Source organism: Streptomyces sp. HUAS TT11 (assembly GCF_051553595.1).
Classification (GTDB): domain Bacteria; phylum Actinomycetota; class Actinomycetes; order Streptomycetales; family Streptomycetaceae; genus Streptomyces.
Genome location: NZ_CP196184.1, coordinates 8,132,097 through 8,155,163 on the forward strand (window position 1 = coordinate 8,132,097; position 23,067 = coordinate 8,155,163).

At 70.4% G+C, this 23,067-nt stretch carries 22 protein-coding genes; 12 read left to right on the plus strand and 10 right to left on the minus strand.

The window, feature by feature from the left end; all coding sequences use genetic code 11:
• Positions 1-56 precede the first annotated feature (56 nt).
• Positions 57-3,296, plus strand: coding sequence for a family 78 glycoside hydrolase catalytic domain (locus ACSHXN_RS36530; protein WP_438305251.1), 3,240 nt, complete (start codon positions 57-59; stop codon positions 3,294-3,296).
• A 226-nt stretch (positions 3,297-3,522) separates the two neighbouring features.
• On the opposite strand, the gene ACSHXN_RS36535 is transcribed toward ACSHXN_RS36530, so the two are convergent.
• Both ACSHXN_RS36535 and ACSHXN_RS36540 read right to left on the minus strand, forming a co-directional pair.
• Positions 3,523-6,051, minus strand: coding sequence for a Pls/PosA family non-ribosomal peptide synthetase (locus ACSHXN_RS36535; protein ID WP_438305253.1), 2,529 nt, complete (start codon positions 6,049-6,051; stop codon positions 3,523-3,525).
• Between the two features lie 104 nt (positions 6,052-6,155).
• Positions 6,156-6,395, minus strand: a complete 240-nt coding sequence (locus tag ACSHXN_RS36540; protein ID WP_438305255.1) for a hypothetical protein — start codon at positions 6,393-6,395, stop codon at positions 6,156-6,158.
• 646 nt (positions 6,396-7,041) lie between these two features.
• Between ACSHXN_RS36540 and ACSHXN_RS36545 the strand changes: the two genes are divergently transcribed.
• Entirely contained in the window at positions 7,042-7,977 is a 936-nt protein-coding gene (locus ACSHXN_RS36545; RefSeq protein ID WP_438305257.1) for an SDR family NAD(P)-dependent oxidoreductase, read from the plus strand.
• Positions 7,978-8,172: 195 nt separating this feature from the next.
• Positions 8,173-8,808, plus strand: a complete 636-nt coding sequence (locus tag ACSHXN_RS36550) for a TetR/AcrR family transcriptional regulator (protein ID WP_355139969.1) — start codon at positions 8,173-8,175, stop codon at positions 8,806-8,808.
• Between the two features lie 288 nt (positions 8,809-9,096).
• Here the strand turns inward: ACSHXN_RS36550 and ACSHXN_RS36555 are convergent, their stop codons facing one another.
• On the minus strand, positions 9,097-10,296 hold the full coding sequence (locus tag ACSHXN_RS36555) for an MFS transporter (protein WP_438305259.1): 1,200 nt from the start codon (positions 10,294-10,296) through the stop codon (positions 9,097-9,099).
• Positions 10,297-10,385: 89 nt separating this feature from the next.
• Positions 10,386-11,429 (minus strand): alcohol dehydrogenase catalytic domain-containing protein, encoded by a 1,044-nt coding sequence (locus ACSHXN_RS36560; protein ID WP_438305261.1) that lies wholly within the window; start codon positions 11,427-11,429, stop codon positions 10,386-10,388.
• A gap of 256 nt (positions 11,430-11,685) precedes the next feature.
• Here ACSHXN_RS36560 and ACSHXN_RS36565 point away from each other — a divergent pair, with 256 nt between their 5' ends.
• From ACSHXN_RS36565 to ACSHXN_RS36575, 3 genes are all read left to right on the plus strand, one after another.
• Complete coding sequence (locus tag ACSHXN_RS36565; protein WP_438305263.1) at positions 11,686-12,639, plus strand: helix-turn-helix transcriptional regulator; 954 nt, start codon at positions 11,686-11,688, stop codon at positions 12,637-12,639.
• 104 nt (positions 12,640-12,743) lie between these two features.
• Positions 12,744-13,112 carry an ArsR/SmtB family transcription factor gene (locus ACSHXN_RS36570; RefSeq protein WP_355139963.1) on the plus strand — a complete coding sequence of 123 codons (369 nt, stop codon included), beginning with the start codon at positions 12,744-12,746 and terminating at the stop codon, positions 13,110-13,112.
• Between the two features lie 152 nt (positions 13,113-13,264).
• Positions 13,265-14,272 (plus strand): zinc-dependent alcohol dehydrogenase family protein, encoded by a 1,008-nt coding sequence (locus tag ACSHXN_RS36575; protein WP_355139961.1) that lies wholly within the window; start codon positions 13,265-13,267, stop codon positions 14,270-14,272.
• A 125-nt stretch (positions 14,273-14,397) separates the two neighbouring features.
• Here ACSHXN_RS36575 and ACSHXN_RS36580 read toward each other — a convergent pair whose 3' ends face one another.
• The 4 genes from ACSHXN_RS36580 to ACSHXN_RS36595 all read right to left on the minus strand — a co-directional run bounded on the left by ACSHXN_RS36580 (position 14,398) and on the right by ACSHXN_RS36595 (position 16,581).
• Positions 14,398-14,568, minus strand: coding sequence for a hypothetical protein (locus tag ACSHXN_RS36580; RefSeq protein WP_355139959.1), 171 nt, complete (start codon positions 14,566-14,568; stop codon positions 14,398-14,400).
• A 499-nt stretch (positions 14,569-15,067) separates the two neighbouring features.
• On the minus strand, positions 15,068-15,514 hold the full coding sequence (locus ACSHXN_RS36585) for a type II toxin-antitoxin system PemK/MazF family toxin (RefSeq protein WP_220295534.1): 447 nt from the start codon (positions 15,512-15,514) through the stop codon (positions 15,068-15,070).
• 81 nt (positions 15,515-15,595) lie between these two features.
• Positions 15,596-15,778: an antitoxin gene (locus tag ACSHXN_RS36590; RefSeq protein ID WP_355139957.1), complete on the minus strand. Its 183-nt coding sequence runs from the start codon at positions 15,776-15,778 to the stop codon at positions 15,596-15,598.
• A gap of 98 nt (positions 15,779-15,876) precedes the next feature.
• Positions 15,877-16,581, minus strand: a complete 705-nt coding sequence (locus ACSHXN_RS36595; RefSeq protein WP_438305268.1) for an SDR family oxidoreductase — start codon at positions 16,579-16,581, stop codon at positions 15,877-15,879.
• A 107-nt stretch (positions 16,582-16,688) separates the two neighbouring features.
• On the opposite strand from ACSHXN_RS36595, the gene ACSHXN_RS36600 reads away from it, so the two are divergent.
• The 3 genes from ACSHXN_RS36600 to ACSHXN_RS36610 all read left to right on the plus strand — a co-directional run bounded on the left by ACSHXN_RS36600 (position 16,689) and on the right by ACSHXN_RS36610 (position 18,976).
• Positions 16,689-17,198, plus strand: a complete 510-nt coding sequence (locus tag ACSHXN_RS36600; protein ID WP_355803700.1) for a winged helix-turn-helix transcriptional regulator — start codon at positions 16,689-16,691, stop codon at positions 17,196-17,198.
• Between the two features lie 105 nt (positions 17,199-17,303).
• Positions 17,304-17,876 carry a TetR family transcriptional regulator C-terminal domain-containing protein gene (locus tag ACSHXN_RS36605; protein WP_438305270.1) on the plus strand — a complete coding sequence of 191 codons (573 nt, stop codon included), beginning with the start codon at positions 17,304-17,306 and terminating at the stop codon, positions 17,874-17,876.
• Between the two features lie 83 nt (positions 17,877-17,959).
• The gene (locus ACSHXN_RS36610; protein WP_383358036.1) at positions 17,960-18,976 is read left to right on the plus strand and encodes an alcohol dehydrogenase catalytic domain-containing protein; all 1,017 of its coding nucleotides are present in this window, start codon (positions 17,960-17,962) and stop codon (positions 18,974-18,976) included.
• 61 nt (positions 18,977-19,037) lie between these two features.
• Here ACSHXN_RS36610 and ACSHXN_RS36615 read toward each other — a convergent pair whose 3' ends face one another.
• On the minus strand, positions 19,038-19,961 hold the full coding sequence (locus ACSHXN_RS36615; protein WP_438305273.1) for a LysR family transcriptional regulator: 924 nt from the start codon (positions 19,959-19,961) through the stop codon (positions 19,038-19,040).
• 139 nt (positions 19,962-20,100) lie between these two features.
• Between ACSHXN_RS36615 and ACSHXN_RS36620 the strand changes: the two genes are divergently transcribed.
• From ACSHXN_RS36620 to ACSHXN_RS36630, 3 genes are all read left to right on the plus strand, one after another.
• Entirely contained in the window at positions 20,101-20,244 is a 144-nt protein-coding gene (locus tag ACSHXN_RS36620) for a hypothetical protein (protein WP_355139945.1), read from the plus strand.
• Between the two features lie 215 nt (positions 20,245-20,459).
• Positions 20,460-21,620, plus strand: coding sequence for a YbfB/YjiJ family MFS transporter (locus ACSHXN_RS36625; RefSeq protein WP_438306524.1), 1,161 nt, complete (start codon positions 20,460-20,462; stop codon positions 21,618-21,620).
• An 81-nt stretch (positions 21,621-21,701) separates the two neighbouring features.
• Complete coding sequence (locus ACSHXN_RS36630; protein ID WP_438305275.1) at positions 21,702-22,310, plus strand: GOLPH3/VPS74 family protein; 609 nt, start codon at positions 21,702-21,704, stop codon at positions 22,308-22,310.
• 18 nt (positions 22,311-22,328) lie between these two features.
• On the opposite strand, the gene ACSHXN_RS36635 is transcribed toward ACSHXN_RS36630, so the two are convergent.
• Positions 22,329-23,024, minus strand: a complete 696-nt coding sequence (locus ACSHXN_RS36635; protein WP_438305277.1) for an SDR family oxidoreductase — start codon at positions 23,022-23,024, stop codon at positions 22,329-22,331.
• Between the last annotated feature and the right edge of the window lie 43 nt (positions 23,025-23,067).

Here is a 23,067-nt window from a genome sequence, read left to right on the forward strand (position 1 = left end):
GTGCAAGGCGGTGTACACACCGCGTGCCGAATTGTGTTTCGTCGATGGGGGCAAGCGTGAGAAATCGCAGGATCGCCGGGCTGATGCTGTCGCTCGTGGCGGCCGTGTCGGGGCTCGGCGCGACGTCCGGCGCGGCGGGCGTGCCCGTCCCGGACCTCCAACAGCGCCCGGCCGTAGGCGGGTCGGGCCTCGCGGTGAGCGGGCTCGAAGTCGAGCATCAGGCCCGACCGCTGGGCGTGGACGTTCCTCGGCCGAGGCTGAGCTGGCAGGTGACCTCGGAGAACGGTGCCGCCCATGGCACCGCCGTCGAGCAGGTGGCCTACGAGGTCGAGGTGTCGACGTCGCAGGGCGGCCGGGGGCAGGTGTGGGACAGCGGGCGCGTGCGTTCCTCCCGGTCCTTCGACGTGGCGTACGACGGACCCGCTCTCGTGTCGCGTGCGAGCTACTACTGGCGGGTACGGGTCTGGGACCGCTCCGGAAAGGCGTCGCCGTGGAGTGGTCAAGCGCGATTCGAGACGTCCTTCGTCAACCCCGGTGATTTCCACGGGGCGTGGATCGGGGCACACGAGAAGGCCCCCGCGCTGCGGCTCGACGACGCGAAATGGATCTGGTACCCCGAGGGCAACCCGGCCGACTCGGCCCCCGCCGGGACGCGCTACATGCGCCGGAGCTTCGACCTGCCGGACAAGGCGCAGATCAGCGCGGCAGAATTGCAGCTCACCGCCGACGACCGCTTCACCCTGTATGTCAACGGCACCGCGGTGGCGCGTTCTCCGCTCGTCGCGGACTCCTGGAGGACGGCGCGCATCATCGACATCGCCCCCTACCTGCACACACGCACCAACGTGCTGGCGGTCGAGGCCACGAACACCAATCAAGGCCCGGCGGGCGTGCTCGGGAGCCTCCGTCTCCAGGGGGCGGGATCGCCCATGGACCTCGTCACCGACAGCGGCTGGAAGGCCTCCGACTCCGGGCACGAGGGGTGGGAGCAGCCCGGGTACGACGACGCGGCGTGGCCGAACGCCCTCGCGGCAGCCGGCTACGGCGCGGGCCCCTGGGGCCGGTCGGTGTCGGCTCCACCGCCACCCGAGACGTTGTTGCGTGACGAGTTCACCGCAGCCAAGCCCGTCGCGTCGGCGCGGGCCCACATCGCGGGCCTTGGCTACAACAAGCTCTACCTGAACGGCCGGCGCGTCGGCGACCGGGAGCTCGAGCCCGGATTCACGGTGTACGACAAAACCGTCCTCTACTCGACGTACGACGTCACGGACGCGCTGCGCACCGGCGGCAACGCCATCGGGGTCAGCCTCGGCCGCGGCTTCTACGCGATGACCGACCCGGACGAGTGGAAGGCGTCGTCCTGGTGGGGTGAGCCCAAGCTCAAGCTGGAGCTCGACATCACCTACACCGACGGAACACACCGGCAGGTGGTCAGCGACGACGGATGGAAGGTGTCCGACGGGCCGACGACCACGCAGTCGCTCTGGTTCGGGGAGACCTACGACGCCCGCGTGGAGCAACCCGGTAGGGAGCGTCCGGGCTTCGACGACAGCACCTGGCGCACCGCACTGACGGTCGACGGCCCCAAGGGCACTCTCCGCTCCGAGAGCTTCCCGCCCATCAAGGTGACGGACCGTCTGAAGGCCGGGCACACCACCACGCCGGCCGACGGCACGCACGTCTACGACTACGGCACCCCCACAGCAGGATGGGCGCGCATCGGGGTTCAAGGACCCGCCGGAGCGACGGTCACCGTCACCTACGGCGAGAAGCTGCGCGCCGACGGCACCGTCGACAACACCGGCGCGTTCGGAATGGCTCTGCAGACCTACTCCTACACCCTCAAGGGCGACGGGGTGGAGCACTACCAGCCGAGCTACAGCTACGCCGGTTTCCGCTACGCCCAAGTCGTGGTCCCCAAGGGGGTCACCCTGCGGTCCGTCGACGGGATGAGGGTCCATACGGCGGTGGCGTCCACCGGCGACTTCACCAGCTCGAGCGACCTGCTGAACCGCTACCAGGACGCGCAGGCCGACACGATCCTCAACAACCTCCACTCGATCCCGACCGACACGCCCATGTACGAGAAGCGGCCCTACACGGCCGACGGCTTCCTGTACGCCGATTCGGCGATCGCGAACTTCGACATGCAGAACTTCTACGAAGGCTGGATGCGTTCGCACCGAGACGACCAGAACGACGACGGATCGATCGGCCCCACCGTACCCACCACCGAGTCCGGCAAGCAGGTCAAGGACCCCATCTGGTCGGCCAGTTTCATTCTCGGCACCTGGGACCTGTACTGGTACTACGGCGACACCAAGGCGGTCGCCGACAACTACGACGGCATGAAGGCCTGGTTGGCGCACTACGAGCGGGACATCGCCGGCACTGGCGGTATCTACACGGGGTTCAGCTACGGCGACTGGCTCTCGCCGGAAGGCGCCAACGCACCGGAGGGCACCAGGCTGTCGGGAACCGCGTACATCTACCTCACCGCGACGAGGCTCGCGACGATGGCGAAGGCGCTGGGCCACGACGCCGACGCCCGGCACTTCGACGCGTTCGCCGCGCAGGTCAAGGACACCTTCAACGCCACGTTCTACGACCGGGACAAGGAGGCCTACTACGACGCCGAGGCCGCGGGCTACCGGCAGACCGCGAATCTGCTCCCCCTGAGCTTCGGCATGGTGCCCAAGGAGCACCGCCAAGCCGTGATCGACAACCTCGTACAGGACATCCACGCCCGCGGCGACCACCTGGACACCGGTGCGCTCGGCACCAAGGTTCTCCTTCCGGTCCTCACCGATGCCGGGCACGCCGACCTGGCCTACACGGTGGCCGCCAACCCGACCTACCCCGGCTGGGGTTACTGGTTCGAGGGCCTGGGCGCCACAACCATGTGGGAGGAGTGGAACGCGAACTCCCGCTCGCACGACCACGCCTTCATGGGCACGGTGGACGACTGGCTCTACCAGGATGTCGCCGGCATCGAACCCGCCGCACCCGGCTACACGAAGGTGACGATCCGCCCGCACCTCGTGGGCGACCTGACACACGCCTCCGCCCATGTCCAGTCACCGCTCGGTCGGATCGCCTCGTCGTGGACCCGGAGCAAGAGACAGTTCACCTTGCGTGTCGACGTGCCGGTGGGGTCGACCGCCGACGTCCTCGTACCGGTGAGCGGCCGGCAGCAGGCACATGCACCCGCAGCCGCGACGGCCGGCGCACACGCCGACGGCTATGCCCGCTTCACCGTCGGCCCGGGCAGCCACCTGTTCCGCGTAACGGGCTGAACGGCTCGTGTCGTCCTGCGCGGACCTCGCCCATGGACAGTGGCTCGATCATCTGCGCACGGCCGCGACGGGCGTACGACGGTGGCACGTCGTACGACGGTGAAGGTCCGGCCCATCTCGCCGGGAGCAGAGGCCCGCACCATGGTGCGGGCCTCTGCCCATCCGGTCGGCTGACATCGAGAGTTCGGGACGGAGGGTGTCGCACCGGGCCGCTGATCCGTTGCCCTCACCCGCCCTGCCGCCGGATCGACAGACCACTGAACGGGGCAGTGGGCATCTCCCGCGCAGGGTTGCCCGCCCAGTACGCCTGGGCCGGGACCTGCTCGCCCTTCATGAGGAAGGCGTCGGGGGCGAGTGTGGAGGTGTCGCCCATCGTGACGCCGTAGTGGACAAGGCTGTTGACGCCGATGGTGCAGCCGTTGCCGAGTGTGGTGCGGTCCGATTTGAAGGTGCCGTCCTCCTGCGAGTGGCACTGGATCCGGCTGCCTTCGTTCAGGGTGCAGTCGTTGCCGATGGTGACGAGGGAGCGTTCGGGGATGAAGCAGCCGTCGTCGAAGACGTGGCTGCCGATCCGGGTGCCGAGCAGTCGCCAGATGATGCTCTTGTACGGGGTGCCGTTGAAGACGGCGATCGCCTCGGTCGGGGTGGTGATCTTCCAGTACCGCTCGTGCCGCCAGAAGGGTTGCTCGTAGATGGAGCAGTACAGCGGTCGCAGGCCGCCACGGCCCGCGACGGCGCGTTCGGTGAGCAGCATGTAGACGATGGCGAACAGCATCGTCAGAATGCCGGCCAGCACGATCACCGCTGCGCCGAGGGAGTCGTAGAGGTCGACGGCGGCCGATGCGATCACCGTCACGCAGAAGAAGTACAGCCATCGTGAGAACAGGTGCACACCCATGGTGAGGGCGTTGTGCTTGGTCTTGGCGGCCAGACGGCGACGGAAGACCTCGCCGTCCTTGAGGTGGTCGAACCTGCTGTCCCGGAGGACCGTGCGCGGGATCTCGAAGCTGGGCGAGCCCAGAAGCCCGATGTTTTCCCGGACCGCTCCGTCGAGCGGAACCATGACCTTGGTCGCCAGCAGGCAGTTGTCGCCGGTCCTGCCCCGTGCGGGGTAGGCGATGTAATTGCCGAGGAAGTTGTGCGGGCCGATGGTCACCGGCGACACGCTGAAGGAGGTCGGGGAGAACTCGGTGTTGATGATCGACAGCCCGTCGGCCACCATCGTGCCCCGGCCGACGGAACTCAGGTAAGGGATGTCGTGCTTGACCGCCATGCCGAAGTTGGAGCCCGTCTGTTCGACGGGGGAGAGCTTGTAGCCCAGGCGCAGCAGGTAGTGGACGATGCCCGAGCTGTCTCCGAACAGGATCGTGAAGAAGCGCCGGTTGGTGAAGAGGACGATGATCCGGTGGACCGCGTACCGCACGCCGTACAAGGGGTAGACGACGTCCGGCTTGAGGGTGAGATTGAGCGCGCGGGGAACCGTCGCCGTGAGCAGTACGCCCAGGACCACGGCCCCGAACACGATGATCGCCGAGCCGGCCAATGCGTCGGCGTAGAACGTCCAGTCGTCCAGTGCCGTAGGTCCGGGTTGAAGGATGGAATCCGATTCCGGGACGGCCGCGACGAGGATCACCACGCCTGCGACGACCAGTGGGATATAGAGGAAGAGCGCCATCAGCACCTGGGTCACCGAGTACACGGCCCTGCGGGCGCCACCGCAACGGGCGGGGCCGACCCGGCGGTAGTCGACTTCGGTGGGCTGGGCCGGCGACCCGTGCCAGTGCTCTCCGTCGGGCACCACCTGGCCGGCGTGCAGCGAGGAGGTGTGGCCGAGCTGGGTCCGGTCACCCATGGCGGTGTCGATGTCGAGCACCGTCACCTCACCCACCAGGACGTCCTTGCCGAGCGTGATGGGCCCGGTCCGGATCACTCCCGATTCGGCCCGGTAGCAGTTGTAGTAGGTGTCCTTCCGGATCACCGAGCCTTCACCGATGGTGAGCAGGTCCGTGCACACCGGGACGTGCCGGGAGAAGATGCTGACGCGGCGTCCGATCTTCGCGCCGAGTGCCCGCAGATAGAGGGGGTAGAGCGGTGAGCCGACGAACAGCACGAGCGGGCTGGAGCGGATCAGTGTCTTGACGCACCAGAATCGGACGTAGGCCAGGCTCCAGATGCGGATCCGCTGGGGCCGCCACCGGCCGATCAGCACCCACTTGGCCACCACCGGCAGCACGGAAGCGCCGAGGAAGAGCGCGGCACCGAACATCACCGCCCGTAGGTAGGTGCCCAGCAGGCCGACGCCGTCGGAGATCCACTCCGCACCCTGCGCGAGGGCCAACGCCACGACGTAGGAGTAGGCCAGGAAGAACAGCAACTGCAGCGCCCCGCACGCTACGTAGTGCGACGTGCCGGAGACGGGGGGTGGTGGTTTTCTGCGGGTCGCCGCCGTCGGCGGGGAGGCCTCGGGCGTCGGCGATGCGGTATCGGTCAGGGCCGCCGCCAGGCTCCTGACGGTCGGATGCCGATAGACGTCCTTCATCGACACCGACGGCACATCGTCCCGCTTTCTGAGCCGCGCACAGAAATGGGCCATGACCATGGAGTCCGCGCCCAGGTCGCTGAAGAAGTTGCTGTCGACCGAGACCCGGTCGACCCGTACGATCTGAGCCAGCACCTCGGCAAGGACCTGCTCAGAAGCGGCCGTCGACGATTCCCCCGGATCCGGGGTGAGAACATCGACCGGGTTGTCCACCATGTCGGCTCCATGACGCAAGCGGCCCGCTCTCGATCCAGCGGGACACGGCGTCCTCGGACCTCGCCCGACGGTCCGAGCGTGCGATCCGCGACCGACGCGCTGCGTCAGAGTGCGGCCGCACCGAAGGGCGCCGCATTGGCATTGTCTGCCCGGGCCCGCAGAATGGCCACCCCGTCGATGCGCCGCGGTGCGGCTTCGCGCGGGACCTTTCCGGACCGGAAGATCTCCTTGGTGGTCCATCGGAGGCCGGCGACGCCCGCCGGGGTGGGTGGCGTCGTCGGCGCGGCCGAGTGGCAGCGGTAGAAGGCGAGTTCGCCGGCCCGTCGATTGCGGCGCCACGCCACGTGGCTGCCGTCCCCGCCACAGCCAGAACGACCGCTCGGACACTCATGCCGCGAGGGCCCGGCAACTTGAGCCGGTCGCCCCTGCCGCCCGCGAGCCGGGCGGCTTCGGCACCGTCGGCAGCCGATGTGTGAACGCCGTCGCCCTGGCCAGGCCGTGATGGTCAGTAACCGGTCCGAGGCTGAAGGCGAGCCCTTCTCTGGGCGGGCCTTCGTGCAGGGCGGCGTCCCGAGCTGCTCGGCCTCGGACAACCATCGCCAGGGAATCCCTCTCGGCTGCGGGCTGAGGCGCGTGCGGACCACAGCGTTTATGTCGGTGCGCGAGGCCTCGTTCGTGCCGGGACGGCCGGAGCGGGGATTCGCTGCCCGGCGACCTTTCCGTGGACGCGCGGGAAAAGGGCCCGGAGAGTCTCGGTCGCCCAAGTACCGGGTCGGTCCGAGCGCGTGCGCAGCCCTTCAGCGCATCCGCCGGTACGGGAAACTCGGCGATCTCCCTTACTCAACGTAACGGAACGCTGACCCATTCTCACACCAGAACTCGTGTCTGAACACGTTGTATGGTTTGTCGTGCACGATGTCTTGGCGGAAGCGCTGTGAGCGACCTCGTCGGCCAAGAAGCAACCACTCCTCCTGAAGGCAGGGCACGAGAATGTCGCTGACAACCACTACGTTCGGGGTGCGTGCCACCGCCGCAGAGGTACTCGACGGAGTCGATCTGCGCGGCCGCCGGATGATCGTCACCGGAGGGTCCTCCGGCCTCGGTGTCGAGACGGTCCGCGCGCTCGCCGGTGCGGGAGCGCAGGTGACCATCGCCACCCGGAACCCCGCTTCCGCCGAGGCGCTGGTCAAGGAGTTCCCGGAAACGCAGGCGGTCGCACTCGACCTCGCCGACCTGGCTTCCGTCCGCGGCTTCTGCGACGCCTGGGACGGGCCTCTCGACGCCCTCATCGCCAACGCCGGCATCATGATGCTCCCGACCCGTGAGGTGAACGCACAGGGCTGGGAGATGCAGCTCGCCACCAACTACCTCGGCCACTTCGCCCTGGCCGTCGGCCTGCGCCCCGCTCTGCAGGCGGCCGGGAACGCGCGCGTGGCCGTGGTCAGCTCCGGTGCCCAGTTGCGGGCCGGGTTCGACTTCGACGACCCGCAGTTCGAGCGGCGCCCCTACGACCCGTTCGTGGCCTACGCGCAGTCGAAGACCGCCGATGTGCTGCTCGCCGTCGGCATCAGCCGTCGCTGGGCCGAACACGGCGTCACCGCCAACGCCTGCGCGCCGGGCGTGATCCACACCAATCTGGCACGCCACCTCGACCGGGCGACCCTGCAGGCCCTCGGTGCCATGGACGCGGACGGCAACCTCGTCACCCCCGACTACTTCAAGACTCCGGCCCAGGGCGCCGCCACCACGGTGCTGCTGGCGGCTTCTCCGCTCCTCGACGGCGTGACCGGGCGGTACTTCGAGGACAACCAGGAATCGGAGGTCGTCGACGGGGGCCCCGACGTGATGACGGGCGTCGCCAAGTGGTCGATCGACCCCACCGCCGCCGACCGGCTGTGGGACTACGCTCTCCCCGTGGTGCGCTGACCCCTGTGCACCACGGGGGACCGACCCGACGGCTGCGCGGAGCCGCCGACGTGTCGCCCATCGTGCACGTGGTCCCCGTCGCCCCCGGGGGAGCTGGGACAAGGGGCGCAGCTGTGGCCGAGGCTGCCGCAGTCAGGGTCTTCTTCGCCGGGGGCGGGGGCGATCCGAGCACAATGACGGACTGGAAGGTGCCTGATGAGACCCGTGACCCGACGCCAAGCCGACCACCATTCCGCGCGGTCGGCCGCGACCCGGGCGCAGGTGATGTCCGCCTTTGAGCGCATGCTCGATTCCGGTCAGGCCTTCTCCGAGATCAGCGTTCAGCGGATCCTGGAGGAGGCGGGGGTGTCCCGGGCCACGTTCTACGCGCACTTCCAGAGCAAGTCGGACATCCTGGTTCGACTCTCCGACGATCTGCGGGAGTCACTGCTCGCGCTCGCACGCCAGTGGGACCCGGCCGGCGGGGAGGACGGGGTCGACCGGCTGACCCGGTTCTTCGAGGAAGTGATCAAGATCCACCGTGCTCACCAGGGTGTGCTCACCGCGGTTCGGGAAGCGGCGTCCTACGACTCCGCGGTGGGCGATTTCTACACCGCCAACCTCGAAAGCTTCGAGGAGACGTCGCTGCGGACCCTCCTGTCCGATCAGGCCGCCGGCTCGACTCCTGCCGACGTCGATGCCGTCTCCGCGAGCCGGATCATCGTCTGGGGAGGCGCCCAGGCGATCGCGCACCACATCCGAGTCGACGACGGCAGCGGTGACGCCGTCTTCGCCCGCGAACTCGCCCGGATCTGGTGGTACGGCGCCCACCGTCGCCCTGCCGGAGCCTGACCACGCACAGGGCTCAGCCGAGTCCTGGCGCGGACAGGCCTTCACCAGGCGCAACACGACTGCGTTGCGGTCCGGCCCGTAGTCACGGTCGCTGACTTCGGGTCGGACCGCCGTCTACCGTGTTGGCCCGGCGGCCACTTGTCCGCACCGTCGTCGGCCTCGTCGTCGATGTGGTGCATCCCCGCCTCGAGAGGGGTCGGGCCGGATCACATGGGCCGTGGCCCGGTACCGGGCGCCGACGAGCCATGTCGCTCCCACGCACCGGAGCGACGATCAACCGACCGCGGTTCAGGCCCCCTTGGGGAAGGCGTGCCTCCTGCCGCCGATCACCGCCGCCCCGGCGGCGATCAGGAGCGCCAACGACGCCCAGGCGATCGACGTCGCGTCCAGATTCGCCAGCAGAAGGCCACCGATGAAACCGCCGAGCGCGATGGACGCGGAGAAGACCGTGATGGTGATCGACTGAGCGACGTCGGCGGCCGCTCCCGTCGCGTCGATGGCGCCGCCGATGAACAGACTGGGGGAGCTGCCGAACGCGAAACCCCAGGCCGCGACGGCGATGTAGACCAGCAGCGGTGCACCCGAGAACAGGGCCAGAACGAGCACGCAGATCGCGAACAGCACGGTGCTGCCCACCACGAGCCTGCGCAGGTGCCGGTCGATGTGCGTACCGACCACGAGCACGCTCAGGACGGAGGTGACACCGAAGGCGAACAGCACCCAGCCCGTCTGCCCTGCCATGCCCGCGTAGCGGAGGAAGTCGGTGATGTAGGTGTAGAGGATGTTGTGCGCGACCATGTAGGTGGCCAGCGCGAACAGGATCGTGCGCAGCCCGGGTATGACCAGGACCTGGGAGACCGTGAAGCGTTCGTCCACCGGGCCGCCGGACAGGTTGGGAAGCGTCGACCGGATCCACACCATGGTGAGGACGACCAGGGCGGCGGATGCGTAGAAGGCGATCTGCCAGCCGCCGAGTCCACTGAGCCAGGTTCCCAGGGGGATGCCCAGGGCCAGGCCGATGGGGGTTCCCGCGAGGGCGAGGGCGATGGCCCGGCCCTGTCGGCCCTGCGGGGCGAGCCGGGCGGCGTAACCGCCGAGGAGAGGCCAGATCAGACCGGTGCCCAGGCCGGCGACGAACCGGATCACCAGGGTCAGCGCGTAGTCGTGGGACAGCGCGGTGAGCGCGTTGGTGACGGCGACAATGCCCAGGGCGAGTTGCAGGACGTTCTTGCGGTGCCAGGTCGCCGTCGCCCGCGCGAGGGGAATCGCCCCCAGTGCCGTGGCCAGCGCGTAGAGCGTGACGGTCTGGCCGGTGAGCGAGACGCTGGTGTGCAGCGTGCGGCTCATGTCCGGCAGCAGGCCGGCCGGCAGGCACTCGGTGAGGATGCTGATGAACCCGGCGAGGAAGAGGCCGAGCAGGGCCTTGCCGGGAAGGCGGTCCCGTCGGGGTGTGGTGGTGGGCCGGTCCGTGCTGGTTGTATCGGTCATTTTCTCTGTTCCGTGAGCTGGGTGTGATGTGGCGAGGGCGTTTCGCCCCGCCGGGGGCGGGGCCGCTGGACGGGGTTGCCGGTGAGCGGTCAGGGGTTGATGAGGACCTTGAGGCTGTTGCGGTCGGCCATGTCCTGGTAGCCGGCCGGGACGCCGTCGAGGCCGGTGGTGGCGTCGAAGACCTTTCCGGGCTCGATGGCGCCGCTGAGGATGTCGGGCAGCAGCTGCTCGATGGAGGCGCGGACCGGAGCCGGTCCGCCGGCCAGCCGGATGTTGTGGCGGAAGAGGCTGCCGAACCCGACCGGTGCCTGTTCGTACTGCGGCAGGCCCACCCGGCTGATGGTGCCGCCGCGGCGGACGACTCCGAGGGCCTGCTCGTAGGCGGGCATGCTGCCGACAGCGTCGATGACGACGTGGGTGCCGTGTCCGCCGGTCAGATCGCGGACCGCCGCGATGCCCTCCGCACCGCGGGCGGGGACGACCTCGGCGGCGCCGAACTCCCGGCCCAGGTCGGTACGCGTCCCGTGGCGTCCCATGAGGACGCTCTGTTCGGCGCCCAGCCGCCTGGCCGCCAGCACGGACAGCAGGCCGACGGCGCCGTCGCCGATCACCGTGACGCTGGTGCGCTCGTCGACGCCTCCCGACACGGCCGCGTGGTGGCCGGTGCCGAGGACGTCCGCGAGGGTCAGCAGGGAGGGGACGAGGGCCGAGTCCGCGGCCACGGGCAGCCCGACCAGGGTGCCGTCGGCGAGCGGGACGCGGACGGCTTCGGCCTGGCCGCCCTCGTCGGCCAGGCCGTCCCAGAGGCCGGCCCGGGGATGGACGCAGGAGGTGTGCAGGCCCTCGCGGCAGAACGCGCAGGTGTTGTCGGAGACGGAGAAGGGGGCGACGACCAGGTCGCCCTTCCTGAGGGTGGTGACCTCGGAGCCGATGTCCTCCACCACACCGATGAACTCGTGCCCCATCCGTGCAGGGCCGTCGTGCGCCGCCATGGTGGCGTAAGGCCACAGGTCGCTGCCGCAGATGCAGGAGGCGGTGATCCGGACGAGCGCGTCGGTGGGCTGCTCGATCACGGAGTCCGGGACGTCCTCGATCCGGACGTCACCGGCCTTGTACAGGAGCGTTGCGCGCATCAGAAGTCTCCGATCAGGTGGGGTGCGGAACCGGCCGGGAAGGGGGCGTGCCCGCAGGCAGAGGCCGGTCGGTGCTGTCCCCGGGAGCAGGCAGGGCGGCACGGAGTGACCCCGGGCCGCCTTCGCGGTCCCCGGCGGAGCACCCAGGCTGCTGTGGCCGCCCGGCCCGGGCCAGACACCTGACTCAGCTACGTCTCGTACGACTGCCACCAACAGGGACAGGCTCGAGTCGGGACCCGGCGTGATACTCGAAGCCATGGCTCCCCAACGCATCTCCCTCACCGGCCCGCCGGCCGGGTCCGGGTCCGGATCGGACCCGGGACACGCCTCCGAGCGGCAGCTCGACCCGCGTATGGAGCTCAGCGACTTCCTGCGCACCCGCAGGGCCCGTCTGAAACCGGCCGACGTGGGGCTTGCCGACTACGGCGGACGGCGCCGGGTGCCCGGCCTGCGGCGGGAGGAGCTCGCGCAGGTCTCCGGAGTCTCCGCCGCGTACTACACGCGCCTCGAGCAGGGCAACGCGCACAACGTCTCGCTCGAAGTGCTGGACGCGATCTCGCGCGTGCTCAGGCTCTCGGAGGCGGAGCACGCCCATCTGCTGCGCCTCGCCCAGCCGAGGCAGCGCAGGCCGCGCCCCGCACCGCAGCGCCAGCAGGTGCGGTCCACGCTGGTGGAGCTGCTGACGGCGATGGAGGGCGTACCCGCCTATGTATGGGGCCGACGCACCGATGTACTGGCGTGGAACCACACGGCCTCCGCGCTCTTCGGTGACTGGGGGGCGCGTGCTCCCCAGGAGCGCAACTGGGCCAGGATCACCTTCCTCGACCCGGCGGCCCGGCGGCTCTTCGTGGACTGGGAGTCCAAGGCGTACGACGTGGTGGGGCAACTGCGGCTGGGCGCCGGCCTGCACGCGGACGATCCGCAGCTCGCGGCCCTGATCGGCGAACTCTCCCTGAAGAGTGAGGACTTCAGGAGGCTCTGGGCGGCCCACGACGTCAAGAAGAAGACGCACGGCGGAATGCGGATGATGCACCCGCTGGTCGGCGAACTGACGCTGCGCTACGAGACGTTCACGCTGCCCGGAGACCAGGAGCAGTCGCTGACGAGCTACCACGCCGAGCCCGGTTCGCCCTCGGAGGAGGCGCTGAGTCTCCTGGCGAGCTGGGGCGTGGACGCCTCCAGGGACCGGCCCGCCGCCACGCGGGACTGAACCCGCCACCGCTCCGGGGCGCATCCGGATGCGGGTGACGCGGACATCGAAGGCCGGCCCCGGTTTCGATGGTGGTCGTACTATCGATGGCCCGACCGCATCGCATGCCAGCCCGAGGAGTCACCGTGGCCCGCCCCCGTACCGCCGCCCGGACAGTGGAGCACCCCGACCTGTCGGACATCTCGCTCCAGCAGGTCCTGGAGGCGCTGGTGGATCCGGTGCGGCGCGGGCTGGTGCTCCAGCTGTCCCGGGCCGGAGAGGACAAGAGCTGCGGCACCTTCGATGCCCCGGTGTCGCCGTCGACGCTCACCCATCACTTCAATGTGCTGCGCGAGGCCGGTGTGATCCGGCAGTACTACCAGGGGACGGCGAAGATGAACACGCTTCGCGCGGACGAGATGGAACGGCGGTTCCCCGGTCTGCTGTCGTCCGTGATGACCGCCGCCACGCAGTCCGCGGCGGATGCGGTCTGAGGGGGCCCGGGTTGTCCTGTTGCCGGGCGGAGGATGCATCTATTTCGATGGTGATCGAAATTTGACGACTGTCGAACCTTGGGGCAGGGTGGATCGTGCACTGCGCCGATTCGGCGTATGCCTCCTATTCCTGCCTTGAGGACGGTTTCGTCATGGCACGACTCGTACAGTTCGACCGGCTCGGCGGTCCCGAGGTCCTGACCCTGCGCGACGTGGAGGTGGGCACCCCGGGCGCGGGCGAGGTGCGTATCCGTGTCGATGCGATCGGCCTGAACCGGGCCGAGATCATGTACCGCGAGGGCGCCTACTTCGACCGGCCGGCCTTCCCCTCCACGCTGGGCTACGAGGCCGCGGGTGTGGTCGAGGCGGTCGGTGAGGGGGCGGACGGTTTCACCGAGGGTGACCCGGTGGCGGTCGTACCCGCGTTCCTGCAGAGCGAGTACGGCACCTACGGCGACCACGTCGTCGTTCCGGCCGCCGCCGTCGTCCCCCGCCCGGCGAACCTGGATCCGGTGCGGGCCGCGGCGGTGTGGATGGCCTACATCACGGCGTACGGCCCGCTGATCGAGTCCGGTCGTGTACGTCCAGGTGACCATGTCCTGATCACCGCGGCCTCCAGCAGCGTCGGACTGGCCGCCATCCAGATCGCCCGCCACATCGGCGCGATCCCGGTAGCCACCACGCGTGGCTCCGGAAAGAAGCAGCGTCTGCTGGACGCCGGTGCGGCCCACGTCATCGTCACCGACGAGGAGGATCTCCCCGCCCGCGTCAAGGAGATCACCGGAGGTGAGGGCGTCCGGCTCGCCTTCGATCCCGTCGCCGGCCCCGGCGTCGAGACCGTCGCCCGGGGCATCGCCCCCGGCGGCAGCCTGGTCGTCTACGGCGCCCTCGACCCGCGGCCCACCCCGCTGCCCAACGCGCACTCCTACCCGGAGCTGACCAGCAGCACCTACACGCTGTTCACGATCACCAAGAACCCCGAACGCCTGCGCCGCGCCGTCGCGTTCATCAACGCGGGTCTTGCCTCGGGATCCTTCACCCCGGTGGTGGACCGCACCTTCGACCTCGCGGACATCGTCGAGGCCCACCGCTACATGGCGGCGAACGGCCAGGTCGGCAAGATCGTCGTCACGGTGGGGCACACCGACGCATCGTCGTGATCCGGGCCGAGGCGATCGCCTGACCGGCCGGGGTAGGCAGGGGCACCCGCTTCGCCGACTCCGGCCGAGCTCCGCGCGGTTCGGGGGTCACCCCCGTCCACGAGCGCGGGCGGTTCCTGCGTTCCCTACCGGACGATGCGTGCGACCGTCCCGGCTTCGGGATCGCCGTACGCGGCGATCAACTGCTCGTCGGTCATGCGGTCCACTTCCTCGCTGCGTGCGACGGGAAAGATCACATGGTTGTCCCGGTCCGTCCAGTACTCAACTACGCGGAGCGTGTCGGTGGCGCGGCTCATGCTGTGCTCCCTCGTGATGCGTGGGTGGTTCAGGTTGCGTCTGTGCACGTCGAGGGTCAAGGGGAAGTAGGTCTTCCGTTTTGGTCGAGGGAGGCGTACGTTCTGCGTACCCCGCGACGGCGCCTCTCCAGGCCCCGGCCCGCAGCCCCGGGGAGAGGCGGGCCACGCGGGGGCCAGTTTCCTGGCCCGGCCCGGCGTTGCCCGGCGGGCCGGCCCAGGGTGCCGCTCGGGGACGGGACGGCCCGGCCGCGCGTCGTGCGCCGGGTTTCCGGCCTTCCCCGAGGGGACGGAAGTTGAACACAACCGGAAGCCGCCTCCGTGGACGCCGGAGGCGGCTTCTGTTCGTTCGGGAGCCCGACGCGGGGGGTACGGCTCTCGGAAGGCGCCGCGCCGATCCGGAGCCCCTCGGCTGCGCGGTGTCGGATCGCACACCCAACAAGGAGAAGCGGGCCGCGTCCCACGTTCCTGCGGACGGGCCCGCCTCAACGGTCATCGCCGCTCAGTTCCAGCCGTACCGCTCCCGCAGTCGGTGCACCACGAGGTTGAACCGCATCCGGTCCAGCGCGCACGCCTCGCGTCGCATGCCGTCCTCGTGCAGCCGCAGGACGCGATCGACGTCCACCCATGAGTCGCGCCCCGAGCGGTCCCAGGGCCCGCTGCCTATCGGCACCCACTCCCGGTCGCCGTCGTGGCGCTTGCTGGAGAGTTGCACGGCGAGCAGGGTGCCCGTCGCCTCGCGGGCGACCACGAGGACCGGACGGTCCTTGCCGCGCCCGTCGTTCTCCTCGAAGGGCACCCAAGTCCACACGATCTCACCGGGGTCGGGGTCGCCGTCGTGCGCGGGGGAGTACTCGGTACGCACCCGCCCGACCCGGCGGGGGTCGGCCTCGGTGGTCGCGGTGGGCCCGTAGCGGCCGGGAACGTCTTCGTCGGCAAAGGCAGTCACCCGGCTCACGTTAGAGCGTCGCCGTGGGCGCCCACCGAGCGGGGTCGCGGCGTGAGACCTCGTCAGTTCACCGGCCCCGCGTCACGGCTGGGGCGGGTTGTCCCGGTCCTGCGGGGACCGCATCTGCTGCCGGAGCGCGTCCGGGCCCTTGTCGACCTGGCCCGTGGGCCTGTCCTGGGTGTTCTCGGCGGCGGTACGGCCGCTGTCGCCCGTGCGTTCCGGGTGGCCCGCCAGCATCCGCTTGAGCTTGGCCATCATGGACATGGCGCCCTCCTTGCGGTGGTCCTCCCTCCAGCATCGGGGTCCCAGGTCGCAGGTGCATCCGGTACGCGTCGGTGGTGCCGCCTCGGGGCCGGAGCCGGTCAGAAACCTATGCCGTGCAGTCCCGCGATCGGACCGGTGAGCGCCGCACGGCTCCGCCTGCTGAAATCGTCGACGAGGACTTCGTCCGCGTCGTTCTCCAGGGCCCGCATCGTGTGCTCGGCCACCTCGTCCGCCCCGATCTTGGGGGCGTCGACCGATGCGCTGAGGTCCGTGTCGACGAAACCGCAGTGCACGCCCACCACGAGCGTTCCCTGCTTGCGCAGTCCCTGGCGCAGCGCGTTGGTGAGCGACCACTGCGCGGCCTTGGAGGCCGAGTAGCCCGGTGCCGTCTCGATCGCCCACCAGGAGGCCGCGGAGAGCACGTTCACCAGGGCGCCGCCGCCGTCCGCCGCGAGGATCGGGGCGAAGGCGCGGGAGACGGACCAGGTGCCGAAGTAGTTGGTCTCCATCGTGCTGCGGGCCACGTCGAGGTCTCCGTCCAGAAGGCGCGTGGCGCCGTTGCCCTGGCCGGCGTTGTTGATCAGGAGCGTGACGTCCTGAGCCGTCTCGGCCGCCGCCGCGACGGTCCACGGGTCCGTGACGTCCATCAGGAGCGGAGTGAGCCGGGGATCGGTCACGGTCTCCGGCCGCCGGACCGCCGCGTAGACCTTCGCAGCGCCTCGGTCGAGCAGCGCCCGGCTCAGGGCCGCGCCGATGCCCCGGTTGGCACCCGTGATCAGGGCCGTCTGTCCTTCGATGCGCATGGGTCGCCTCTTCGATCCTGGGGCGGGCACAGGACCCCATCCATCTGCATTGGATTTTCCAAGTTAGCACGTGGCTTGGTTTTCCCAAGGCATGTAGTTTTGGGTTTATGGCCAGAGGGAAACGACCTGACGTCACGCCGGACCTGCCCGTCTGCTCGATCGAGCGCAGCCTGGCCCTTCTCGGGGACCGCTGGACCCTGCTCGTCGTCCGTGAGGCCAGGGGAGGCGCGACCCGGTTCAGCGACTTCCGTGACGCCCTCGGCATCGCCACCGATCTGCTCACGCAGCGCCTGGCGTCGCTGGTGGACGCCGGTGTCATGGAGCGCCGCACCTATCAGGAGCCGGGCCGGCGAGCCCGCTTCGACTACCACCTCACGCAGGCGGGCCGGGACCTGACGCTGGTGCTCGGTGCGCTGCAGCAGTGGGGTGACACGTATCGCCCGCCCGTGAGCGGGCCGAGCGCCGTGCGTCGCAGCCGTACGACCCTGCAACCCCTGGAGGTCGCGTTCGTGGACGGCAGCGGCTCGGCCGTCGACATCACGGACGTGGAGTTCGTGCTCGGTGACGGCGGTCGCGGGCCCGCGCCGACCTCGACGCGCGAGGAGACGTCCGGCTGACGGGAGGGGTTCCGCGCCCGCCGGGGTGGGGAGACGCCCCACTTGACGGTTCTAAGTAGACTGGTCATATTGGAATGGTCAGCACGCGAACCGAGGTGGCATCCCATGGCACGGGCCTCCAAGCGCGAGGAGATCGCGCAGGCAGCTCTCGAGCAGTTCCATTCACACGGCTTCCACGCCACCGGCATCAACGACATCACTGCCGCCGCCGGTGCGCCGAAGGGCTCCTTCTACAACCACTTCTCCAGCAAGGAGGAGAGCGCGCTGGAGGCGCTGAGCCGCTACGCCGACAGCGTGCGGTTCGACATCCTCTTCACGCCGGGGCAGCCCGCCCTCGACCGACTGCGGGCCCACTTCGAGTTCCTGGGGCGGATGACGGTCGACAGCGGCTTCGCACGGGGCTGCCTCGTCGGCAACTTCGGGGCCGAGGTCGCCGACCACAACGAGACGATCAGGTCCGCGGTCCGGCAGAGCTTCGACCAGTGGGCGGGCCTGATCGGCCGGGTGCTGACCGAGGCCCGGGAGGCGGGCGAACTCGGTGCCGGCCTCGATACGGACGAGGCGGCGCGGTTCATCCTCAGCGCCTGGGAGGGCACGCTCATCGTCGCGCGCGCCGACAAGACCTCCACCCCCTTCGACAGCTTCTTCCACATGGTCTTCGGCGTCGTCCTGCGCTGAGCGCGCCGCGCCGCCGGGACGAGGCCCGCACCACCTTCACTCTCCGGCCCACGCGGGCCGGCAACCGAACGAGGAGATTCAGCATGTCCACGTATCGAGCCTTCGAGGCCACCGGCGTTCACCAACTGCGACTTGTGGAGCGAGAGTTGGTGGAGCCCGCCCCCGGGCACGTCCGACTGAGAGTGGAGGCCTGCGGCGTCTGCCACACCGACGTACTGGCCCTGGAGGGACTGCGTGCCGACCCCGCACAGCCGCTCGTACCCGGTCACGAGGTCGTCGGCGTGATCGACGCGGTGGGCGCCGGCGTCACCGGCTGGCAGCCCGGGGACCGGGTGGGGGTCGGATTCCTCGGCGGCCAGTGCTGGGAGTGCGAACCGTGCCGGCGCGGCGACTTCGTCAACTGCCTCGGCCAGCAGCAGACCGGCACCACCGTCGACGGCGGCTACGCCGAGGTGGTCTACGCACGATCCAGCGGGCTCGTCCGCATTCCCGACGGCCTGACCGCCGCCGAGGCGGCGCCGCTGCTGTGCGCCGGCCTGACCACGTTCATGGCGCTCCAGCAGGACTCCGCACGGGCCGGTTCCCTCGTGGCCGTTCAGGGCATCGGCGGTCTCGGCCACCTCGCCCTCCAGTACGCCCGCAGCCTCGGCCACCGTGTGGTCGCCATCGCCCGGGGGAGCGAGAAGGAGAAGCAGGCGCGCGAGATGGGCGCGCACGAGTACATCGACAGCACGGTCCAGGACCCCGCCGCGGCCCTGCGCGACCTGGGGGGCGCGGCGCTCATCGTCGCCACCGCCGCCAGCGGCGCCTCCATGAGCCCTCTGGTCGGCGGCCTGGCCCCGGGTGGAAAGCTCGTCGTGGTCGGCGCGGCCCCCGACCCGATCACGGTGTCCACGGCCGACCTGATCTTCGGCACGCGCACCCTCGCGGGCAGCCTCACCGGTTCGTCCATCCAGAACGAGGACAACCTCGCCTTCGTTCTCGCACACGGCATCCGGCCTGCCGTCGAGGTCCTGCCGTTCGAGCAGGCGATGGACGGCTACGAGCGGATGCTCTCGGGCAAGGCCCGGTTCCGCGTGGTCCTCGACGTCGCCGCCTGAGCGCCCGCCGCCGAACCCGGAGGCACGCAGTCGCCGGTGCCGAATCGATACGGACGGCCCGTCAGCGCCTGTACAGGTCGTCGCCGGGCAGCCAGGCGTCCGGGTCGTGGATGCCGAGGTCGCCGACGTGTCCGGTCAGGGCGTCGACGACGGCCAGGACCGAGGCGCGCTCCTCGTCGCGGCGCCACACCAGCGACCAGGTCCAATAGACCTTGGGCGCGACCAGGGGACGCCGGACCAGGTCGGGCGGTACGACAGTGGTCTGGCCCTTGGGGGAGTTGACGACGGGGCGGCGGCAGCGGCGCACGTGGTCGAAGAAGGCCGCGCCGGTGACGCCGCCGTCGGTGCTGCGGACGGCTCGCGCACCGGTGTCGTCGGACAACTGCTGGGCGAAGGCGTTCCAGGACGCCCAGGACGTGGTGTCCGCGTCGAGGAGAACGATGGCGTCCCGTGTGCGCACGTCGCTGTCGTCACCGCCGGGGGCGACGGCGTACAGCCGGTCCGCCCCGATGAGCCGCGCGTGGAGGCCCAGGCGCTCGAGCTCCCCGGCGGCGATCCAGCACACCGCGACGTCGAGGCTGCCCGCGGCCACCCGGGCGGCCTGGGTGTGCGAAGGGGCGACCCAGGCGTCCACATGCACCTGGGCGACCGCGGTGCTACGGGTACTCAGGTCCGCGGGCAGCCAGTTGACGTAACCCAGCCGTACCGGCTCCGACCCGGCGAGACGGCCCGCCCGGCGTCTGAGGTCGTCCGCCCGCTCCAGCAGGGCACGGGTGTGCGGCAGCAGGGCCGCGCCGGCCGGAGTCAGGGACACCGAGCGGCGGTCCCGGTCGAACAGCCGCACACCGAGGTCTCGTTCGAGTGCCTTGATCTGCTGCGACAGTGAAGGACCGGCGATCAGCAGCCGCTCGGCGGCGCGGCCGAAGTTCAGTTCCTCGGCGACCGCGAGGAAGTACCGCAGTTGGCGTAGTTCCACGTTCGCCATGCTACGTCGCTGGAAGGCTCCGCCTATCAGCAACGAGGGAGCCGGTCATGGCGTTTGCCCAGGCGGTAGGGCAAAGATGGGACTACGGCTGCGTCGGCCCCCGCTCCTCGCGGCGAGCCCGCCCACCTGGAGAGGGATCATGCGCGTGTTCCTGGTCGAGATCACCACGGCGGTTGCCCGGGACCCCGGCCGGGAAGAGGCGGTCCGCGGTCGCGCAGCCGAAGCCGTCCGGGCCGGGGAGCCGGCCCCCGCCGAACCGGGCCGCAACCACCCCGCGTCCTGACCCCAGCGTGCCGGCCCGCCCTCGACGCCATCCGGTCGCTCCCGTGCTTCGAGAGCGACGGAGCGCCCCCGGCGGGCCTCCGCCCGGACCGACCCTCGGAGGACATCTCCATGCGTGCGCGCACTCAGCGCCTCTCACCCGCAGGCACGACCACCACAGCACCGCACTCGCCCTGGGCCCACGTCGCCCGGGCCGCCGCCGCGCTCGCGGCCGGCATGGGGGTCGGCCGCTTCGTGTACACCCCGATCCTGCCGCTGATGCACGCCCAGGCCGGGTTGTCCGCCGACGCGGGCGCGCACCTGGCCACCGCCAACTACGTCGGGTACCTCATCGGTGCCCTCGCGGGCATCCTGGCCCCCGCGCTGGTCCGTTCGCCCGCCGTGCTGCGCGGCTCCCTGGTCGTACTCACCCTCACCCTCGCCGGGATGCCGGCAACCCACAGCACCGCGGCCTGGCTCGTGCTGCGACTGCTGGCCGGGATCGCCAGCGCCCTGATCTTCGTCATCGCGGCCAGTTCCCTGCTCAGCCACCTCAGGGAGCATCCGGCCCATCTGCCCGGCTGGGCCTTCGGCGGGGTCGGTGCCGGAATCGCGCTGTCGGGCCTGCTGGTCCTCGTGCTGCGCGGCGTCGCCGACTGGCAGGCCGCATGGTGGGCCTCGGCCGGGCTCGCCGCCGTCCTTGCCGCACTCTCCTGGAACCTGCGACCCGAGCACGCGCCCCCACCCGGCACGGCCGTCGCACAGGCGGGGCCGAGGCAGCCCACACACCGCTGGTTCGGTGCGCTGTTCGTCAGCTACACCCTGGAGGGCATCGGTTACATCGTCGCCGGCACCTTCCTCGTCGCCGCGATCGGGCAGAGCTCCCCGGGCTGGGCCGGCAGCGGCGCCTGGGTGCTGGTCGGTCTCGCGGCGGTGCCGTCCTCGGCGTTGTGGGCCCGGCTCGGCCGCCGCTGGTCCCGTCCCGATCTGCTGCTCGCCGCCCTCGCCATCCAGGCGGTCGGGATCGCACTGCCCGCCCTGTTCGGATCGGTGGCGGCCGCCCTGGTCTCCGCGGTGCTGTTCGGCGCCACCTTCATCGGGGTCAGCACCCTCGCGCTGGCCACGGGCGCGCATCTGCAGTACCCCCGTTCCGTCGCCCTGCTGACCACCGGATACTCCGTGGGCCAGATCGCCGGGCCGCTCGCGGTCGCCCCGCTGCTTCACCACGGCTACCGCCAGGCGCTGCTGCTGGCCGCCATCGTGGTGCTCGCCGCCGCCCTCGCCGCGGGGCTCGTCCGGATCGGATTCCCGCACCACATGGCGGTCGTACGGCACGGCACACCCGAGGACCGGAGCGTGCCGGCCGCCGCGGCCGGGACCTCGACCGACCGCACCTGAACCGACCGCGCTACTGTCGGGCTGACGGGGCGGCCGCTCAGCGACGTCATGCCACCCCCGGCCTGAGACGTGGAGTTACGTATGACCACTGCACGGGATCTGCTCATTGTCGCCCTGGACGCCAACCCCGGCCGTCCCGCCGAACCGGGTGAGCTGTCGCTTGCGCTCGCGGGAGCCGAGCTGATCGACCTTCTCGACGCCAGGGCCGTCTCGCTGGACGGTGACCGCGTCGTGCCCGCCGATCCGCCGGTGACGGACGACCGCCTGGTGAAGGACGCCGGGTCGTCACTCGTGCGGCAGATGCCGTACGAGTCGGTCGAGGACTGGCTGTGGCGCCGGGGGCGGGGCCTGTCCTCGGCCTATCTGACCGCCTTCGAGGAGGAGGGGCAGTTCGCTCGGCAACACCGGCGCTGGCTGCCGTCCTGGACCGGAGTGGCGTCGCTGGTCGACTCGCCCGACCGGCGCCGGGCCACGGACCGGTGGGCGTCGGGGGAACCGGTACTCGCCACGCTCGCCGCGACCGCGGGCATCCGGGACATGCCGACGGCGGAGCTCCCCGACGAGGTCGGCGAGACGGTGGCGACGGTGCTCGCGGCCGTCGACGACGCGGTGACGGAACTGACGGCCGTACGGCAGCGGCGGGACATCGAGAAGGCGGCCTTCGACAACATCTGGAGGGGACCCGCCTGAGGCGGCCGGGCGCGAGCCTCACAGTGCCTCGGCGTCCAGGGGTCGACACAGGTTCGCCTTGACCTCGCGTGTGCGGTCGTCGGCGAGGACCTCGACCCTGTTCTCGATCAGGGCGCGCACGGTTTGCTCGGCGACGTCCTCGGGAGTGATCTTCGGCGCGTCCACCCAGGAGGCCAGCTCCGTCTCCACGAAGCCGGCATGCACCCCGACCACCTGGGTTCCCTGCTCGCGCAGACCCTCCCGCAGCGCGCTGGTCAGGGACCACTGCGCGGCCTTGGACGCCGCGTAACCCGGCCAGCCGGGCCGGCCGACCCAGGACGCCACCGACAGCATGTTCACCAGGGCACCGCCGCCGTTCCTGGCCAGAACGGGGGCGAAGGCGCGGGCGACGGCCCAGGTGCCGAAGAGGTTGACCTCCATGGCCTCGCGGGCGCCGTCGAAGGAGCCCTGGAGCAGCTTCGTCTCCCAGCCGCCGACACCGGCGTTGTTGATCACGACGGTGACGTCGCCCGCCGCCTCGGCGGCCGCGGCGACCTGCTCGTGGTCGGTCACGTCGAGCCGCAGCGGAGTGACATCGGTGTCGGTGACACTGTCGGGATCCCGCACGGCCGCGTAGATCCTGGCCGCGCCGTGGTCGAGCAACGCACGGGTGAAGGCCCTGCCGATACCGCGGTTGGCTCCCGTCACGAGGGCCACCGAGCCTTTGATGTCCATCGCTCCTCCTCCGCAGTCCCACCGTGCGCGGCCATGAGGGGGC

Coding starts and splice junctions, on each gene's coding strand:
- ACSHXN_RS36560 (WP_438305261.1), bottom strand. CDS start 11,429: ATGCGCGCAACGCTCCTGTACAAGGCCGGTGACGTCCGGATCGAGGAC.
- ACSHXN_RS36625 (WP_438306524.1), top strand. CDS start 20,460: ATGGGGGTCGGCCGCTTCGTGTACACCCCGATCCTGCCGCTGATGCAC.
- ACSHXN_RS36620 (WP_355139945.1), top strand. CDS start 20,101: ATGCGCGTGTTCCTGGTCGAGATCACCACGGCGGTTGCCCGGGACCCC.
- ACSHXN_RS36630 (WP_438305275.1), top strand. CDS start 21,702: ATGACCACTGCACGGGATCTGCTCATTGTCGCCCTGGACGCCAACCCC.
- ACSHXN_RS36605 (WP_438305270.1), top strand. CDS start 17,304: ATGGCACGGGCCTCCAAGCGCGAGGAGATCGCGCAGGCAGCTCTCGAG.
- ACSHXN_RS36550 (WP_355139969.1), top strand. CDS start 8,173: ATGAGACCCGTGACCCGACGCCAAGCCGACCACCATTCCGCGCGGTCG.
- ACSHXN_RS36535 (WP_438305253.1), bottom strand. CDS start 6,051: ATGGTGGACAACCCGGTCGATGTTCTCACCCCGGATCCGGGGGAATCG.
- ACSHXN_RS36615 (WP_438305273.1), bottom strand. CDS start 19,961: ATGGCGAACGTGGAACTACGCCAACTGCGGTACTTCCTCGCGGTCGCC.
- ACSHXN_RS36575 (WP_355139961.1), top strand. CDS start 13,265: ATGGCACGACTCGTACAGTTCGACCGGCTCGGCGGTCCCGAGGTCCTG.
- ACSHXN_RS36580 (WP_355139959.1), bottom strand. CDS start 14,568: ATGAGCCGCGCCACCGACACGCTCCGCGTAGTTGAGTACTGGACGGAC.
- ACSHXN_RS36565 (WP_438305263.1), top strand. CDS start 11,686: ATGGCTCCCCAACGCATCTCCCTCACCGGCCCGCCGGCCGGGTCCGGG.
- ACSHXN_RS36590 (WP_355139957.1), bottom strand. CDS start 15,778: ATGTCCATGATGGCCAAGCTCAAGCGGATGCTGGCGGGCCACCCGGAA.
- ACSHXN_RS36555 (WP_438305259.1), bottom strand. CDS start 10,296: ATGACCGATACAACCAGCACGGACCGGCCCACCACCACACCCCGACGG.
- ACSHXN_RS36595 (WP_438305268.1), bottom strand. CDS start 16,581: ATGCGCATCGAAGGACAGACGGCCCTGATCACGGGTGCCAACCGGGGC.
- ACSHXN_RS36600 (WP_355803700.1), top strand. CDS start 16,689: ATGGCCAGAGGGAAACGACCTGACGTCACGCCGGACCTGCCCGTCTGC.
- ACSHXN_RS36570 (WP_355139963.1), top strand. CDS start 12,744: ATGCCAGCCCGAGGAGTCACCGTGGCCCGCCCCCGTACCGCCGCCCGG.
- ACSHXN_RS36545 (WP_438305257.1), top strand. CDS start 7,042: ATGTCGCTGACAACCACTACGTTCGGGGTGCGTGCCACCGCCGCAGAG.
- ACSHXN_RS36610 (WP_383358036.1), top strand. CDS start 17,960: ATGTCCACGTATCGAGCCTTCGAGGCCACCGGCGTTCACCAACTGCGA.
- ACSHXN_RS36635 (WP_438305277.1), bottom strand. CDS start 23,024: ATGGACATCAAAGGCTCGGTGGCCCTCGTGACGGGAGCCAACCGCGGT.